The sequence below is a fragment of the Comamonas koreensis genome, from assembly GCF_021026195.1.
GTDB classification, from domain to species: Bacteria; Pseudomonadota; Gammaproteobacteria; order Burkholderiales; family Burkholderiaceae_C; genus Comamonas; species Comamonas koreensis.
The window spans coordinates 196,108-211,088 of the sequence record NZ_JAJNCT010000028.1 but is presented as its reverse complement, the minus strand read 5'-3'; the positions used below and the strand labels follow the sequence as shown (position 1 = coordinate 211,088).

Genomic DNA, 14,981 nt, shown 5'->3' with positions numbered 1-14,981 from the left:
AAAGCAAAAGGGTTAGTGGACAAAAGAAATGACGGAGGTCTGCGTGCCAGCGGTCTGTGGCAGCTGCGGATGGTGGCAGGCCACCAGGTGGCCGTTGCCGCTGTCGCTGAGCAGCGGCTCCTGCGTGGTGCACAGCGCGGTGGCGCGCGGGCAGCGCGGATGAAAGCGGCAGCCACTGGGCAGGTTCTGCGGGCTGGGCAGGTCGCCGCCCAAGGGGGCAGCCTGGCGGTGCCGGCTCGGGTCCGGTACCGCATCGAGCAGCGCCTGGGTGTAGGGGTGGCGCGGAGCGCTCCACAAGCTGCGGCGGTCGGCACTCTCGACGATGCGGCCCAGGTACATCACCAGCACCCGGTCGGCAAAGTACTGCACGACCGACAGGTCATGCGAGATGAACAAATAGGACAGGCCGAACTCGCGCTTCATCTCGACCAGCAGGTTCAGGATCTGCGCCTGGATCGACAGGTCCAGCGCCGAGACCGGCTCGTCGCAGACCACCAAGTCGGGCTGCAGCATCAGCGCGCGGGCAATGCCCAGGCGCTGGCGCTGGCCGCCCGAAAACTCATGCGGGTAACGGCCCAGCGCACTGCGCGGCAGGCCCACGCGGTCGAGCAGGCGCTCCACCTGGCGGCGGCGCTGGGTGCGGTCGCCCAGGCCATGCACCTGCAGCGGCGTCTCCAAAATGCTGCCGATGCTGTGGCGCGGGTTGAGCGAGGCAAACGGGTCCTGAAAGATCATCTGCATGCGCTTGCGCAGGCTGCGCAAGCGCGCGCCTTGCAAGGGCAGAATGTCCTCGCCGTCCAGCGCCACCTGGCCGGCCGTCGGTGTCTCCAGCCGCAGCAGGCTGCGGCCCAGGGTGGATTTGCCGCAGCCCGATTCGCCGACCAGGCCGACGGTCTCGCCCTTGGCAATGCTGAACGACACCCCATCGACGGCGCGCAGCACGCCCTTGGGCAGTTTGAAATGGGTCTGAAGATCGCTGACAGTCAGCAGGCTCATGGCAGTCCTAGGCAAGGTGGGCGCTGCGTGCAGACGCAGGCAGGGTGATGGGGCAGGCACTGAGGCGTTGCGGGCCTGCTGCTTGCAGTGGCGGCACAACGCTGTGGCAATAGGCCTGGGCGCGCGGGCAGCGCGGCGCAAAGGCGCAACCGGCCTGGCCGATGGCCGAGGTGATGCTGCCGCGAATCTCGGTCAGCGGGCCATCGAGGTAGTGCGCGCCGGGCTGCAGCCGGGGCGATGCCGCCAGCAGGCCCTGGGTGTAGGGGTGCAGGGGCTCGTCAAACAGCGGGCCGGGGCGGGCCTGCTCCACCTCGCGGCCGGCATACATCACCACCACGCGGTCGGCCCATTGGGACACCACGCCCAGGTCGTGGGTGATCAGGATCAGGCCCATCGACAGCTCCTTGCGCAGCCGGTCGAGCAGGTCCAGCACCTGGGCCTGGATGGTCACATCCAGCGCGGTGGTGGGCTCGTCGGCGATCAGCAGGCGCGGGCGGCAGGCAATCGCCATCGCAATCATCACGCGCTGGCGCATTCCGCCCGAGAGCTGGTGCGGAAAGTCATCGACCCGGCGCTGCGGATCGGGGATGCGCACGGTATCGAGCAGCTCGATGGCGCGCAGCCGTGCGGCCTTGGCGCTCAAGCCCTCGTGCTGGCGCAGCACCTCGGCAATCTGCCAACCGATGGTGTAGACCGGGTTCAGCGAGGTCATCGGCTCCTGGAAGATCATGCCGATCTCGCGCCCGCGCAGCTGGCGCATCGCGCGCTCATCGAGCGCCAGCAGGTCCTGGCCGTTGAAGCGGATCTCGCCCTGCGCAATGCGGGCCGCGCGCGGCAGCAGGCGCATCAGCGCAAGCGCGGTGAGTGATTTGCCCGAGCCCGATTCGCCGACGATGGCCAAGGTCTCGCCCGCCTGCACGCTGAAGCTCAGCCCACGCACCGGATCGAGTTGCGGAAAACGGATGCTCAGGCCGCGCACATCCAACAAAGAGGTTTCGGACATTCAGCGCTCCTGCGACAGACGGGGGTTGAGGGCATCGTTCAAGCCATCGCCAATCAGGTTAAAGGCCAGCACGGCAAACACGATGGCCAGGCCCGGTGCGGCCGTCAGGTACCAGGCGGTGCGCAGCAGGTCACGGCCCATGCCGATCATGCTGCCCCAGCTGACCACGTTCGGGTCGCCCATGCCCATGAAGGACAGCGCCGATTCCAGCAGGATGGCCGAGGCCACCATGACCGACGAGGTGACGATGATGGGCGGCAGCGCATTGGGCAGCATCTCGCGCAGGATGATGCGGCTGTGCGAGTAGCCCAGCGCGCGGGCGGCCAGCACAAACTCCTTGTGGCGCAGCGCGCGGAACTCGGCCCGCACCAGGCGCGCCACCGTGGGCCAGGTCACCAGGCCAATGGCCACGACGATGGTGCTGATTGCCGGCTGGGCAATCGCCACCAGCACCACCAGCAAGATAAAGCTGGGTATCGTCTGGAACAGCACCACCACGCGCTGCAGCAGGTCATCAACCCAGCCACCAAAGTAGCCGCTGACGGCGCCAATGCCAATGCCCAGGCTCAGCCCGATCAAGGTGGCGGACACGCCCACCAGCAGCGACACGCGCGCGCCGTGCGCAATGCCGGCGGCCACATCGCGGCCCATCGAATCGGTACCCAGCAGGTAGGCGGCATCCTGGCCGGGCCAGAGAAAGGGCTGGGCCACCATGTCCAGCGGGTCACCGGGAAAGAGCCAGGGCGCCGTCACCGCCAGCAGCAGCACGGCCAGCAAAAAGCTGCAGCCCAGCATGGCCGTGGGGTTGCGCAGAAAGACGCGCAGCGCGCGGTAGCCCTGGCTGCCACTGCCGGCGTTGGCGGCACTGGTGCTGGTGCGCACCGCATCGGGCGCATGCAGATTGGGCCAGGGCGCAGCATCGGGCTCGGCGCTGCTGGTGCTGCTGTGGGCCGCTTGCGCGGCAGCCAGCGGATGGGCGGCGGCCGGGGGAATCGGCAGCGCTTGGGAAGAGGAAGACAAAGACATCAGCGCACCTCGATTCGGGGATCCAGCCAGGCATGCAGCAGATCGACCAGCACATTGGCGGCGATCACCAGCAGGGAAGAGAGAAAGAGCACGCCCATCAGCACGCTGAAATCGCGGCTCAGCACGGCCTCAAAGGCCAGGCGCCCCAGGCCGGGCCAGCTGTAGACGGTCTCGACCACGACCGCGCCGCCGAGCATGCCGCCCAGGTGCATGCCGGCCATCGTGGTGACTGGCAGCAGCGCATTGCGCAGCACATGGCGCAGGGTGATGCGCCAGGGCGAGAGGCCTTTGGCGGCGGCGGTGCGCACAAAGTCCTGCGACTGCACCTCCAGCATCGCCGCGCGGGTGAGGCGGGCATAGATCGCCACATAGAAGAGCGCGAGCGACGTGGCCGGCAGCACCATGTAGCGCAGCTGGTCGAGCACGGCGGCCAGGCCGCTCAGCTCGGAGCCAATGCTGGCCGAGCCACCACTGGGCAGCCAGCCGAGCTTGACCGAGAACAGCACGATCAGCATCAGCCCGGTCCAGAAGCCGGGCACCGAATAGAACAGCAGCGACAGCACGGACAGCAGGCGGTCCGGCAGGCGGCCGGCAAAGTAGGCCATCGCCGTGCCCAGCGCAATGCCCAGGCTCAGGGCAATCGCCAGCGCCAGGCCCATCAGCAGCAAGGTGCTGGGCAGGCGCTGGCCGATCAGCTCCATCACCGGCATGTTGTAGCGCGGGGAGAAGCCCAGGCTGAAATGCGCCAGGTTGCCCAGGTAGGCCTGCAGCTGCTCCAGCACGCTCAGATCCAGCCCAAAGCGCGAGCGCAGCGCCGCCAGGGTCTCGGCCGTGGCCGCGCCGGATTCGCCGGCCATCACATCGGCCGCATCACCGGGCGTGAGCTGCAGCAGCAGAAAGTTCAAGATCGCTACGCCCAGCACCGTGGGCACTGCGTATTTGGCATTGAACCAGAGCGAGCGTAATAAACGTGGGGTGGTATTCATGCGCATTATGGATAGCGGGTGACCCTGTGCATGATAGGAGCGTTACTGCCTTATCTCTGTTATTTGCAGCATGCCATTTCATATATCAAAAGGCGCAAATTAAATAACAAATATCGGTATCTGATTTTTATCGGTTGGTGGCCGCTCACCAAAGTTTTTTGAGCGGATGTGCAGCCAAAACCGCATATATTGTTTGCTTGGTTGCACATGCCTGCAAGCTATAAGCTCTGGTGCTGTGCTGGCATTGGGATTGGCATGCCATCACCGATGGCTGATTTTTAAATATGCAAATGCAAAATCGGCGCAAGAGTAGGGCGGTGATTCATGGGATTATTCAAGCCAATGCGGATGCTGAAATAACCGGTTTATCTCTAGACCGCTTACCCATCCTTTGTATTGAAAACCCTTGGCCGCTCCATGAACTCTGCAATACCCCTGGATACGCTCGCTGATCGAGAGACATTCGCCTCGCCGCTGGCTTTTCCGGACAGCCCCCTGTCGCAGGCTTTTGCGCAGCCAATTCTGCTGGGCCTGTTTCTGCCGATCCAGGCAGGGGGCTGGAGTGCCTCGACCCTGCCGCGCAGCACCGACTGGCGCTTTGACTACAACAAGGACCTGGTGCTGAAGGCCGAGAGCCTCGGGTTTGATCTGGTGTTTGCGCTGTCGCAGTGGCTGCCCAAGGGCGGCTATGGCGGGGTGTTCAATGGGGATGCGCTGGATTCGTTTGCCACCACGGCGGCGCTGACCTCGGTCACCCGGCGCATCATGCTGATCTCGACCATCCATGTGCTCTACGGCCCGCTGCACCCGCTGCACCTGGCCAAGTGGGGTGCCACCTTGGACCATATCTCGGGCGGGCGCTGGGGCATCAATATCGTCACCGGCCACCGCGAGGTGGAGCACAAGATGTTTGGCTGGGACCAGATCGAGCATGACCGGCGCTATGACCTGGCCTCGGAGTTCATCGAGGTGGTGCAGCGCCTGTGGTCCTATGACGAGAACTACTCGTTCGAAGGCATCTCGCCGTGGAAGCTGGGGGGCGGCTTTGTCAGCCCCAAGCCGCGCTTTGGCCGGCCCGCGCTGGTCAATGCCACCGGCTCGGACGCTGGCATTGCCTTTGCGGCCCGGCACTCGGACCTGGTCTTTATCACCAGCCCCGGCGCCTCCGACTTTGCCCGCGCCATCGAGGTGCTGCCCGCCCATGCGGCCCGCGTCAAACAAGAGGCGCGCAATGCCGGCCGCACCGTGCGCACCTTGCTCAACCCGATGGTCATCAGTCGCGATACCGAGGCCGAGACCTGGGCCTACCACGATGCCATCGTGGCCCACCAGGACCAGCGCACCCCGGACGGCTTCAGCAGCTTGAAGAGCGATGCCCATGCCTGGCGCGGCCGCACGGCGCTTGATGCCCCCAAGCGCCGCGCCATCGGCGGAAATATCGAAGTGATCGGTACGCCCGAGCAGGTGGTCGAGCAGTTTGTGCAGCTCAAGCGCGCCGGCATCGATGGGCTGCAACTGAGCTTTTTCGACTTCAAGCCCGATCTGGAATTTTTTGGCGACCGCATTCTGCCGCTGATGAAGCAGGCCGGCTTGCGTTTCTAGCGACAGCACCTGCGCTGCACTGCGCACAGCTTTATCCACAGACTTTCTCCGTCTCTCCCGTTTTTCTTTGCGCTTTTTGCGTGCTATCGGCGCCTTGTCTGCGCCTTCTCTCCTGGACCATTGCCCATGCGAACTCTCTACAAAAACCTGGCCTGGGGCCTGCTGACCGCCAGCACATTCGGCGCGGCCTATGCCCAGGCACCCGCCACGCCCGTCAAGGGCGGCACGGTGACCTCCGTCGTCGCGCAGGAGCCGACCTCGCTGGTGTCCTTTCTCGATACCAAGACCGACAACCGCGACGTCAGCGCCAAGATCACCGAAGGCCTGCTGCGCTATGACGCCAAGTTCCAGCCCCAGCCGCTGCTGGCCACGTCCTGGACGGTCAGCCCCGATGGTCTGCAGTACCGCTTCAAGCTGCGCGAGGGCGTCAAGTTCCATGATGGGCGCGACTTCAGCTCGGCCGATGTGCGCTACTCCTTCCTGACCCAGAAAAAGCTGGGCCCGCGTGGCCGCATCACCTTGCAGAACCTGGAGCGGGTCGATACGCCCGATGCGCACACGGCGGTGCTGGTGCTGTCCAAGCCCGCGCCGTTTTTGCTCAAGTCGCTGTCGTCGGCGGAGCTGCCCATTGTGCCGGCGCACCGCTATGGCGATGGCGACCCGCTGGGCAGCCCCAACGCCAATGCGCCAGTGGGCACGGGTCCCTTCATTTTTGAGCAGTGGGTGCGCGGCAGCCATGTGATCCTCAAGCGCAACCCCAATTACTGGCGCCCGGGTGTGCCGCATGTGGACCGGGTGGTGATCCGCTTTGTGCGTGACCCGGCCGCGATCTCGGCGGCCATCGAAACGGGCGAGGCCGATGTGGCGCAGAACCTGGCCTTGGCCGACCTGGGCCGCTTGCTGCAAAAGCCCAACCTCAAGCTCGACGCCAGCTATGACGCGTTCTTGAACAATGCGTCGTTCCTGGAGTTCAACGTCGAGAACCCGGTGCTGGCCAAGCCCGAGGTGCGCCATGCGATTGCCCATGCGGTCGACCGCAACTTCATCGTCAACAACGTCTACTACAAGCAGGCCGAGCTGGTGAACTCGCCCGTCCCCAAGGTGCTGGGCGCCTACTACGACGACAGCCAGTTCAACTACGGCTTTGATGTGGCCCGCGCCAACCAGCTGCTCGACAGCGCTGGCTACCCGCGCCAGGCCAATGGCCAGCGCTTTGCGCTCAAGCTCACCTACATCCCCGGCGCGCAGTTCAAGCAGACGGCTGAGTACCTGCGCTCGGCGCTGAACCGCGTCGGCATCAAGGTGGACATTCTCGACGGCGACCTGCCCACCTTCCTCAAGCGTGCCTATACCGCGCGCGAGTTTGACCTGAACCTCAACGGCCTGGGCCGCTTGTTTGATCCATCGGTGGGTGTGCAGCGCATCTACTGGTCCGACGGCATCAGGAACCCGCTGATCTGGATCAATGCCTCGCACTACAACAACCCGCAGGTGGACAACCTGTTCCGCCAGGCTGCTGTCGAGGTGGAGGAGGCCAAGCGTGCCGCGCAGTTCCGCGAGATCCAGCAGATCGTGGGCCGTGATCTGCCGGTCTACCCGATCGCCACCGTGCCCTCTGCACTGCGGGTACACAGCACGCGGGTGCATGGGCTCAACAACAGCATTGACCTGACGTCTGGAGACTTTTCTGACCTGTGGCTGGAGGCTAGCAAATGACGACCACCATCGACTTTCCCAACGAAACCGCCCTGAGCGGCGACGCTGTGGCGGCGCCCAGCATTGCCGCCAGCCTGGCCTTTGCCAGCGCCCGTGCGCAGCTGCAAGCGCTGGCCGATGGCCGCGTCAGCGCAGTGGAGCTGCTGGAGCAGGCGCTGGCCCGCATCGAGCGCCATGATGGCGCGCTCAATGCGATCCCCGTGCGGGCGATCGAACAAGCCCGGCGCGATGCCCAGGCGGCCGATGCAGCCTTGCAGCGGGGCGAGCGCAAGCCGCTGCTGGGCCTGCCGATCACCGTGAAGGAGAACTTTGATGTTGCGGGCCTGCCCACCACTGTGGGCAACCCGGACTACCGCAGCAATATCGCCCGGCAGGATGCGCCTGCGGTGGCGGCGTTGCGGGCGGCCGGCGCGGTGCTCATCGGCAAGAGCAATGTGCCGCTGGCGCTGAGCGATCTGCAAAGCTACAACGCGGTGTACGGCAGCAGCAACAACCCCTGGGATCTGCAGCGCACGCCCGGTGGCTCATCCGGCGGCAGCGCGGCAGCCGTGGCGGCGGGCTTTGTGGCGCTGGAGCTGGGCACGGACATTGGTGGCTCGGTGCGCATTCCCGCCCACTTCAACGGCGTGTTTGGCCACAAGACCAGCTATGGGCTGATCTCGATGCGCGGCACCGGCGCGCCGCAAGGGCGCTTTGCCGCGCGGGATCTGTCGGTGGCCGGGCCGCTGGCGCGCAGCGCGCTGGACCTGGAGCTGGCGCTGGCGCAACTGCTCAACCTCGATCCGCTGCAGGCCAAGGGCTGGCAGGCGAGCCTGCCAGCGCCGCGCCAGCAGCGGCTGCAGGATTTTCGGGTGCTGGTGCTCGATGCCTGGCCGGGCCAGGAGGCGAGCCTGTCCGAGCAGCTGGTGATCGCGCGGGTCGTCAGCGCCTTGCAGGCCCAGGGCGTGAAGACCACGCAGTGGCGCGATCTGCCGCCCGCGCAGCGCCCTGACCTGAGCGAGCAGCACCGCACCTACCGCAGCCTGCTGGGCTCGTCCGTCGCCAATGGGGCACCGCTGACCGAAGCGCAGCAGCAGCGCCTGGCCGAGCTGGAACCGGACGACCGCAGCGCCGAGGCCGCCTTGCTGCGCGCGCCCAGCCTGCCCCATGCCACCTGGCTGCAGGACAACGAGCACCGCCATGCGCTGAGCCACCAGTGGGAGCAGCTGTTCAAGGACTATGACGTGGTGCTGACCCCCGTGGCGCCCACGCCCGCCTTTGCGCACCAGCAGCAAGGCCACAAGGAGGAGCGCCGCTTCCCCGTGGCCTATGCCGATGGGGTGCGCCATATCGGCTTTCGCGAGCTGTTTTACTGGGCCGGCTTGCCGGTGCTGCCAGGCCTGCCTGCGACCAGTTTCCCGGTCGGGCTGGACGATGACGGCCTGCCGGTCAGCGCCCAGGTGGTGGGTCCTTATCTGGAAGACCGCACCACGATTGCCTTTGCCCATGCCTGGGAGCAGGCCCAGGGCGGCTATGTGGTGCCGCCCCGCTATGCGCAGGGGGATGCATGAGTGCCGTGCTGCAAGTGCTGCAGCAGCCACGGGAGGCAGCCAACCCGGGCCCGGCCTTGGACGAGGCCAGCTTGCTGGCCCGCGCCCAGGCGCTGATCGGCGAGCTGGCGGCACTGGCCGAGGTACATGACGCCAGTGGCGCTGCGCCGGCGCCGCAGTTTGCGCTGCTGCACCAGGCCGATCTGCTGCGGCTGACCATTGCCCGCGAGGCCGGTGGCCATGGCGCGGGCCTGGCCAGCGCCCGTGCGGTGGTCGGGGCCATTGCCCAGGGCGACCCGGCGGTGGCCCTGATTTTGGCGATGCACTACAGCAACCATGCGGCCATTGCCCGCTCGCAGCGCGCAGCGCAGGGCGAGTGGCCGGCAGCGCTGGCGGATGAGCTGATAGCGGCCAGCCTGCAAGGCCCCGCCTTGCTCAACGCCGCCCAGGTGGAGCCGGAGCTGGGCTCGCCCTCGCACGGGGGCCTGCCAGCGGCGCGGGCCAGGCGCGTGGCCTGTGGCTGGCAGCTGAGCGGCCACAAGGTCTATGTGACCGGCGGGCCGCTGCTGGCCTGGATCAGCGTGCTGGCGGTGACCGACGAGCCCGAGCCGCGCCTGGGCAGCTTTGTGCTGCCCCGGGATACGCCCGGTGCCCGCCTGCTGGACACCTGGGACCCCATGGGCATGCGCGCCACCGTCAGCCAGGACCTGGTGCTCGACGGCGCCTGGGTGCCCGACCACCATGCGGTGGGCCTGCGCCCGGCCAGCCTGGGCCTGCAGCGCGAGGCCCATGGCATTGCCTGGTACTTCAGCCTGGTGGCGACGGTGTATGACGGCGCGGCGCGCTCGGCGCGTGATTGGCTGGGCGCGTTTTTGAACCAGCGCCGCCCCAGTGCGTTGGGTGGTGCCAACCTGGCGTCGCTTTCTACCGTGCAGGAAAAGTTTGGCGAGATCGAGCTGCTGCTGCAGACCAGCGACTGGCTGCTGGACAGCCATGCCCGCGCCTACGACAGCGGCACCGCGCCCGATGGCCTGGTGGCTGTGGCCAAGCATGTGGCGGTGGACAACGCTTTGCGCGTGGCACAGCTGGCGCTGGAGCTGGCCGGCAACCACGGCCTGGCGCGGCGCAATCCGCTGGAGCGCCATCTGCGCAATGTGTTGTGCAGCCAGATCCATTCGCCGTCCAACAGCCTGATCCGCAGCAACACCGGCCGAGCGGCCCTGCAAAAGCGCCAGGCCGCTGCCTGAGCGCAGCCCCTGTTTTTACCCTTGGTACCTCGCATGTCTACTGATTCCGATTTCTCGCTCGCCACGCGCCGCCACTTCATGCTGGCCGCTGCGGCCTCCGGCCTGGGCACGGCAGTCCCCAGCCTGGCCTGGGCGCAGGACAAGCCGCAAAAAGGCGGCACCTTGAACCTGTTGCTCTTCCCCGAGCCGCCGACCCTGACGACGATTGCGCACACGGCGGGCTCGTCGGTGACGATCTCGGGCAAAGTCACCGAGGGGCTGCTGACCTATGACTTCAACCTCAACCCGCAGCCGCAGCTGGCTGTGGCCTGGTCCATCAGCCCCGATGGCCTGGTCTACCGCTTCCAGCTGCGCCAGGGCGTCAAATGGCATGACGGCAAGCCCTTCACTTCGGCCGATGTGGTGCACTCGATTGCCTTGCTCAAGGAGTTCCACCCCCGGGGCCGCGCCACCTTTGCCGGCGTGGCCGAGGTGCAGGCCCCCGATGCGCACACCGTGGTGCTGCAACTGAGCCGCCCCATCCCGTACCTGATCACGGCGCTGGCGGCCTCGGAGTCGCCCATTGTGCCCAAGCACCTGTATTCCAGCGGCCGGGCAGATACCAACCCGGCCAACAATGCGCCGGTGGGCACGGGCCCCTTTGTGTTCAAGGAATGGGTGCGCGGCAGCCATGTGATTTACGAGCGCAACCCAAATTATTGGGATGGCGACAAGCCCTATATCGACCGGCTGGTGGTGCGCTTTATCCCCGATGCCGCTGCGCGTACGGCAGCCATCGAAAGCGGCCAGGTGCAGATTGCGCCCAGCTCGCCGGTGCCCTTTGCCGAGGTGGAGCGCCTGCGCGCCAAGCCGGGCCTGCAGTTTGAGACCCGGGGCTATGAGTACATCAACAGCGTCTACCGGCTAGAGTTCAACCTGGAGAGCGAGCCGCTCAAGGACTTGCGCGTGCGGCAGGCCATTGCCCATGCGCTGCAGCGCGAGAACCTGCTCAAGGTCGCCTGGTACGGCCAGGGCAAGCTGACCACCGGGCCAGTACACCCGGCGCTGAAGAAGTTCTATGTGCCTGATCTGCCGGTGCTGCCCTATGACCTGAAGCGCGCCGAGAAGCTGCTGGATGAGGCTGGCCTGACGCGCGGCAAGGCCGGCGGCCAGTGGCGTGCGCGGCTGAACCTGACCCCCATCCCCAACGAGGGCGGTCAGCGCACTGGCGACTTCCTCAAGCAGGCGCTGGGCCGCATCGGCATCGATGTGCAGATCAACAGCCAGGACTTTGCCACCTACATCAAGCGCATCTACACCGATCGCGCCTTTGACCTGCATGTGAGCGCGATGAGCAACACCTTTGACCCGACGGTAGGCATCCAGCGGCTCTACTGGTCCAAGAGTTTTCAGCGCGGGCTGCCGTTCTCCAACGGCTCGCACTATGCCAGCCCCGAGGTGGACCGCCTGCTGGAATCCGCCGCCGTCGAGATGAACGAGACCCAGCGCATCCGCGAGGTGGCCGCGTTCCAGAAGCACATCGCCACCGACCTGCCCGACATCACCCTGGTCGCCCCCGACATCTACACCATTGCCGACAAGCGCGTGCGCAACCACACCGTGGGTGCGGATGGCGTGGCCGGCAACCTGGCCGGCGTCTGGCTGGCCGCGTCCTGATCCTTTTTGCCTAGGAGAAACCGATGACAAGCCCTTCCGATACATCGAACGTACCAGGTCAACCACCCAGCTCCCTCTGGTACACCCGCTGCCCGGTGCCGTCGCCACTGGGCATTGCCGCGCAGCAAGGCTGGCTGCAAGAGGCCTTTGCGGCGCTGGGCATTGGCGTGGAGTCCATCTTTGACTCCAAGGACCGCAAGGTGCGCGAGAGCCATTTCGACCACAGCCTGCCCTGGTCCTTCCGCCAGGGCGGCAATATTCCGCCGATCTGGGCGCGGGCCAAGGGCCGCGATACGCGCCTGGTCGCCATCACCTGGACGGACGAGTTCCAGGCGCTGGTGACCCTGCCGGGCCGGGGCATCGACAAGCCCGAGGACCTGGCCGGCAAGCGTTTTGGCGTGCCCAGCCGGGTCAATGACCTGATCGACTTCCACCGCGCGACTGCCCTCAAGGGCCTGGTCTCGGGGCTGTCGCTGGTGGGTCTGCAGCACAGCGATGTGCAGCTGGTCGATCTGGTGATTGAGGAATCGGTGATCCAGCAGCATGGCACGCCCAGCCTGTTTGGCCTGCGCCGCCGCCACCCGTATTTCCGCGAGGCCGATGCCCTCGTGCGCGGCGAGGTCGATGCGATCTTTGTCAAAGGCGCCGAGGGCCTCCTGGTGGCCAACCTGATTGGCGCGCAGCTGGTCAGCGAGTTTGGCCGCCACCCCGACCCGCGTGTGCGCATCAACAATGGCACACCGCGCACCCTGACGGTAGATGCCGCACTGGCCGAACAGCGCCCGGACCTGGTGCTGGAGCTGCTGCGCGTGGTGCAGCGCGCCGGCCGTTGGGCCCAGGCCCATCCCGACGAGACGCTGCGCTTTGTCGCCCGCGAGATCGCCACCAGCGAAGAGGCCATCCTGGCCTCCAACGGCGCCGATTTGCACGAGCACCTGGGCATCAGCCTGGATCCGGAGCTGGTCGATGCGATCGGCTACTTCAAGGACTTCTTGCTGGAGTGGGGCTTTTTGCCGGCCGATTTCTCGGTCGCTGACTGGGTGGACGCCAGGCCGCTTAACCGCCTGCTGGCCGAGAATGCAGCGCCGCAAACCGCTGCCGAGCCTGAGGCGCTGCGGGCATGAGTGCGAACCAGCATCCCCGCGTGCTGGTCTGCGGCGCCAGCGGTCGCCTGGGCCAGTTGCTGGTGCCGCGCCTGCTGGCCCGGCAGGCACGGCCAAGGGTGTTCGTGCGCCAGGCCGCTACCGCCCATGCGCTATGGGGCGAAACCGTCGAGGTAGCGCAGGGCAGTTTTGAGGACGCTGCCGCCTTGGGCCAGGCCCTCGTTGGCATTGAGCGCCTCTTTCTGCTCTCTCCAATCACCCCGACGCTGGCCGAGCAGCAACTGCGTGTGGTCGAAGCCGCGCGTGCTGCCGGTGTGCAGCACATTGTCAAGCTCTCCGGCTCGGACTGGACCATTGACCCGCCTGGCCATTCGCTGTCCGGCGATGCCCATGGTCGCATCGAGGAGGGCCTGCAGGCCAGTGGCATCTCCCATGTTGTGCTGCGGCCCAACGCCTGGATGCAGGTGGGCCTGTCGCGCATTGCGGCTGATCTGCCCAGCGGCGATGTGCTCCGCTCCCCGCACCTGGGCGCTGGTGTCTCCTACATTGATGCGCGCGACATCGCCGATGTCGCCGTGGAGGCGCTGCTGAACCCCGAGCCCGCCCAGCAACGCCTGGGCGCACCCGGCCCCTGGGTACTGACCGGCAACCAGGCACTGCGCCCGCAAAAACTGGCCGAGATCGCATCGCGCCTGCTGGGCCGGCCCATCACCGCCGCCGCGCCAGTGACTGCCGCCGCCGCCGACCCGTTTATTGCGCAGGTGCATGGCGAGTTTTTTGCGCTGATGCGCGCGGGGCATGCGGCTGCGGTGACTGCCACGGTGCGGCGGGTGTTGGGGCGCGAGCCGCGGACGGTGGAGGGGTTTTTGGCGGAGGAACTGGGGGCTTTGGCGCTGGTGGTTTGAGGGGGAGAGATTGGGCTGGCAGTGCCGGATGGACAACCTACGTCAGGACGTTGGTTCAGGCGCAAAACAACGATGCATAGCACCCCCCGTACCACGAGCCTTGTGCTTAAGCCATGGCCAGGGAGGAGTCAGGCATTGTTGCTGCCTGAGGCTACTTTTGGATAAATGCCAACAAGTCAGCATTGATAGCATCGGCGTTCTCGGTATGCATGCCGTGCGAATAGCCCTTGTAGATTTTCAGCTCACTGTGTGCCAGCAGTTTGTCTTGCAGGACCGCAGCATTTTCATAGGGGACAACCTGATCATCATCACCTTGCAGCACCAAGGTGGGGACGGTGATGGCTTTCAAATCGGCTGTTTGGTCGGTCTCAGAAAAGGCCTTGATGCCTTCATAATGCGCTTTGGCGCTCCCCATCATGCCCTGGCGCCACCAGTTTTGAATAGTGCCTTGCACGGGTTTTGCACCGGGGCGGTTGTAGCCGTAAAAGGGTCCACTGGGCACGTCGATATAAAACTGCGCTCGATTGGCGGCCAGTGCAGTGCGGAAGCCATCAAACACTTCAACGGGTGTGCCTCCGGGGTTAGTCGGGGTCTTGACCATTAACGGTGGCACCGAACTGATAAGTGCTGCCTTTGCGACTCTTCCCTGGGTCTGGCCGAACTGCGCTACATAGCGTGCGACTTCACCACCGCCCGTGGAGTGACCCACGTGGATCGCATTCTTCAGGTTGAGATGCTCGGCTACCGCCGAGGCGTCGGCGGCGTAATGGTCCATGTCATGGCCTTCGCTGACCTGGCTAGATCGCCCATGGCCACGGCGGTCATGCGCGATGACCCGGAAGCCCTTGGCAACGAAGAACAGCATTTGGTTGTCCCAGTCGTCAGCGCTCAGTGGCCAACCATGGTGAAAGACAATGGGTTGTGCCTCTTTAGGCCCCCAGTCTTTATAGAAAATCTGGACGCCGTCTTTGGTGGTGGCAAAGGACATAAAAAGCTCCTAAGGGGTTGGAGAGGTGGAGTGGTGCATGGCATTGCGAAAGGTAGAGCAATTTCATGGCACAACGGTGTAAGACGATTCCAGGGGCTAGCGTGCGGGCATGGCTGAGTTGCATTAGGTTGCCGCATTTCTCGCCGGTAGCCCAGCCCCTCATCTCAGGTCGAAAACACGTTCACGGGGCGTTCTGCACAACCGAGCAGCTCCATCACGCTGAT

General features: G+C 65.7%; 12 protein-coding genes. 7 read left to right on the top strand and 5 right to left on the bottom strand.

Annotation, left to right across the window (positions count from 1 at the left end; genetic code table 11):
- Positions 1–12: 12 nt before the first annotated feature.
- Genes LPW39_RS20230 through LPW39_RS20215 form a run of 4 tightly spaced genes read right to left on the bottom strand, consistent with a single transcriptional unit; the run spans position 13 to position 4,011 of the window.
- Positions 13–996, bottom strand: coding sequence for an ABC transporter ATP-binding protein (locus tag LPW39_RS20230; protein ID WP_230779287.1), 984 nt, complete (start codon positions 994–996; stop codon positions 13–15).
- Between the two features lie 7 nt (positions 997–1,003).
- Complete coding sequence (locus LPW39_RS20225) at positions 1,004–1,999, bottom strand: ABC transporter ATP-binding protein (RefSeq protein ID WP_230779284.1); 996 nt, start codon at positions 1,997–1,999, stop codon at positions 1,004–1,006.
- Positions 2,000–3,025 (bottom strand): ABC transporter permease, encoded by a 1,026-nt coding sequence (locus tag LPW39_RS20220; protein ID WP_230779282.1) that lies wholly within the window; start codon positions 3,023–3,025, stop codon positions 2,000–2,002.
- Positions 3,025–4,011: an ABC transporter permease gene (locus LPW39_RS20215; RefSeq protein ID WP_230779277.1), complete on the bottom strand. Its 987-nt coding sequence runs from the start codon at positions 4,009–4,011 to the stop codon at positions 3,025–3,027. Before LPW39_RS20215 ends, LPW39_RS20220 begins: the two co-directional genes overlap by 1 nt.
- Positions 4,012–4,428: 417 nt before the next feature.
- Between LPW39_RS20215 and LPW39_RS20210 the strand changes: the two genes are divergently transcribed.
- The 7 genes from LPW39_RS20210 (at position 4,429) to LPW39_RS20180 (ending at position 13,769) form a co-directional block, all read left to right on the top strand.
- On the top strand, positions 4,429–5,613 hold the full coding sequence (locus LPW39_RS20210) for an LLM class flavin-dependent oxidoreductase (RefSeq protein WP_230779273.1): 1,185 nt from the start codon (positions 4,429–4,431) through the stop codon (positions 5,611–5,613).
- Positions 5,614–5,739: 126 nt separating this feature from the next.
- Positions 5,740–7,329 (top strand): ABC transporter substrate-binding protein, encoded by a 1,590-nt coding sequence (locus tag LPW39_RS20205; protein ID WP_230779271.1) that lies wholly within the window; start codon positions 5,740–5,742, stop codon positions 7,327–7,329.
- The gene (locus tag LPW39_RS20200; RefSeq protein ID WP_230779268.1) at positions 7,326–8,879 is read left to right on the top strand and encodes an amidase; all 1,554 of its coding nucleotides are present in this window, start codon (positions 7,326–7,328) and stop codon (positions 8,877–8,879) included. The genes LPW39_RS20205 and LPW39_RS20200 overlap by 4 nt, the downstream gene beginning before the upstream one ends.
- Positions 8,876–10,105, top strand: coding sequence for an acyl-CoA dehydrogenase family protein (locus tag LPW39_RS20195; RefSeq protein WP_230779265.1), 1,230 nt, complete (start codon positions 8,876–8,878; stop codon positions 10,103–10,105). The genes LPW39_RS20200 and LPW39_RS20195 overlap by 4 nt, the downstream gene beginning before the upstream one ends.
- 33 nt (positions 10,106–10,138) lie before the next feature.
- Positions 10,139–11,761, top strand: coding sequence for an ABC transporter substrate-binding protein (locus LPW39_RS20190; RefSeq protein WP_230779263.1), 1,623 nt, complete (start codon positions 10,139–10,141; stop codon positions 11,759–11,761).
- Positions 11,762–11,784: 23 nt separating this feature from the next.
- Positions 11,785–12,885, top strand: a complete 1,101-nt coding sequence (locus LPW39_RS20185) for an ABC transporter substrate-binding protein (protein ID WP_230779260.1) — start codon at positions 11,785–11,787, stop codon at positions 12,883–12,885.
- Complete coding sequence (locus LPW39_RS20180) at positions 12,882–13,769, top strand: NAD(P)H-binding protein (RefSeq protein WP_230779257.1); 888 nt, start codon at positions 12,882–12,884, stop codon at positions 13,767–13,769. The genes LPW39_RS20185 and LPW39_RS20180 overlap by 4 nt, the downstream gene beginning before the upstream one ends.
- A 151-nt stretch (positions 13,770–13,920) precedes the next feature.
- On the opposite strand, the gene LPW39_RS20175 is transcribed toward LPW39_RS20180, so the two are convergent.
- Positions 13,921–14,757, bottom strand: coding sequence for an alpha/beta fold hydrolase (locus LPW39_RS20175; protein WP_230779254.1), 837 nt, complete (start codon positions 14,755–14,757; stop codon positions 13,921–13,923).
- Positions 14,758–14,981 lie beyond the last annotated feature (224 nt).

Coding starts and splice junctions, on each gene's coding strand:
- LPW39_RS20230 (WP_230779287.1), bottom strand. CDS start 996: ATGAGCCTGCTGACTGTCAGCGATCTTCAGACCCATTTCAAACTGCCC.
- LPW39_RS20225 (WP_230779284.1), bottom strand. CDS start 1,999: ATGTCCGAAACCTCTTTGTTGGATGTGCGCGGCCTGAGCATCCGTTTT.
- LPW39_RS20220 (WP_230779282.1), bottom strand. CDS start 3,025: ATGTCTTTGTCTTCCTCTTCCCAAGCGCTGCCGATTCCCCCGGCCGCC.
- LPW39_RS20215 (WP_230779277.1), bottom strand. CDS start 4,011: ATGAATACCACCCCACGTTTATTACGCTCGCTCTGGTTCAATGCCAAA.
- LPW39_RS20210 (WP_230779273.1), top strand. CDS start 4,429: ATGAACTCTGCAATACCCCTGGATACGCTCGCTGATCGAGAGACATTC.
- LPW39_RS20205 (WP_230779271.1), top strand. CDS start 5,740: ATGCGAACTCTCTACAAAAACCTGGCCTGGGGCCTGCTGACCGCCAGC.
- LPW39_RS20200 (WP_230779268.1), top strand. CDS start 7,326: ATGACGACCACCATCGACTTTCCCAACGAAACCGCCCTGAGCGGCGAC.
- LPW39_RS20195 (WP_230779265.1), top strand. CDS start 8,876: ATGAGTGCCGTGCTGCAAGTGCTGCAGCAGCCACGGGAGGCAGCCAAC.
- LPW39_RS20190 (WP_230779263.1), top strand. CDS start 10,139: ATGTCTACTGATTCCGATTTCTCGCTCGCCACGCGCCGCCACTTCATG.
- LPW39_RS20185 (WP_230779260.1), top strand. CDS start 11,785: ATGACAAGCCCTTCCGATACATCGAACGTACCAGGTCAACCACCCAGC.
- LPW39_RS20180 (WP_230779257.1), top strand. CDS start 12,882: ATGAGTGCGAACCAGCATCCCCGCGTGCTGGTCTGCGGCGCCAGCGGT.
- LPW39_RS20175 (WP_230779254.1), bottom strand. CDS start 14,757: ATGTCCTTTGCCACCACCAAAGACGGCGTCCAGATTTTCTATAAAGAC.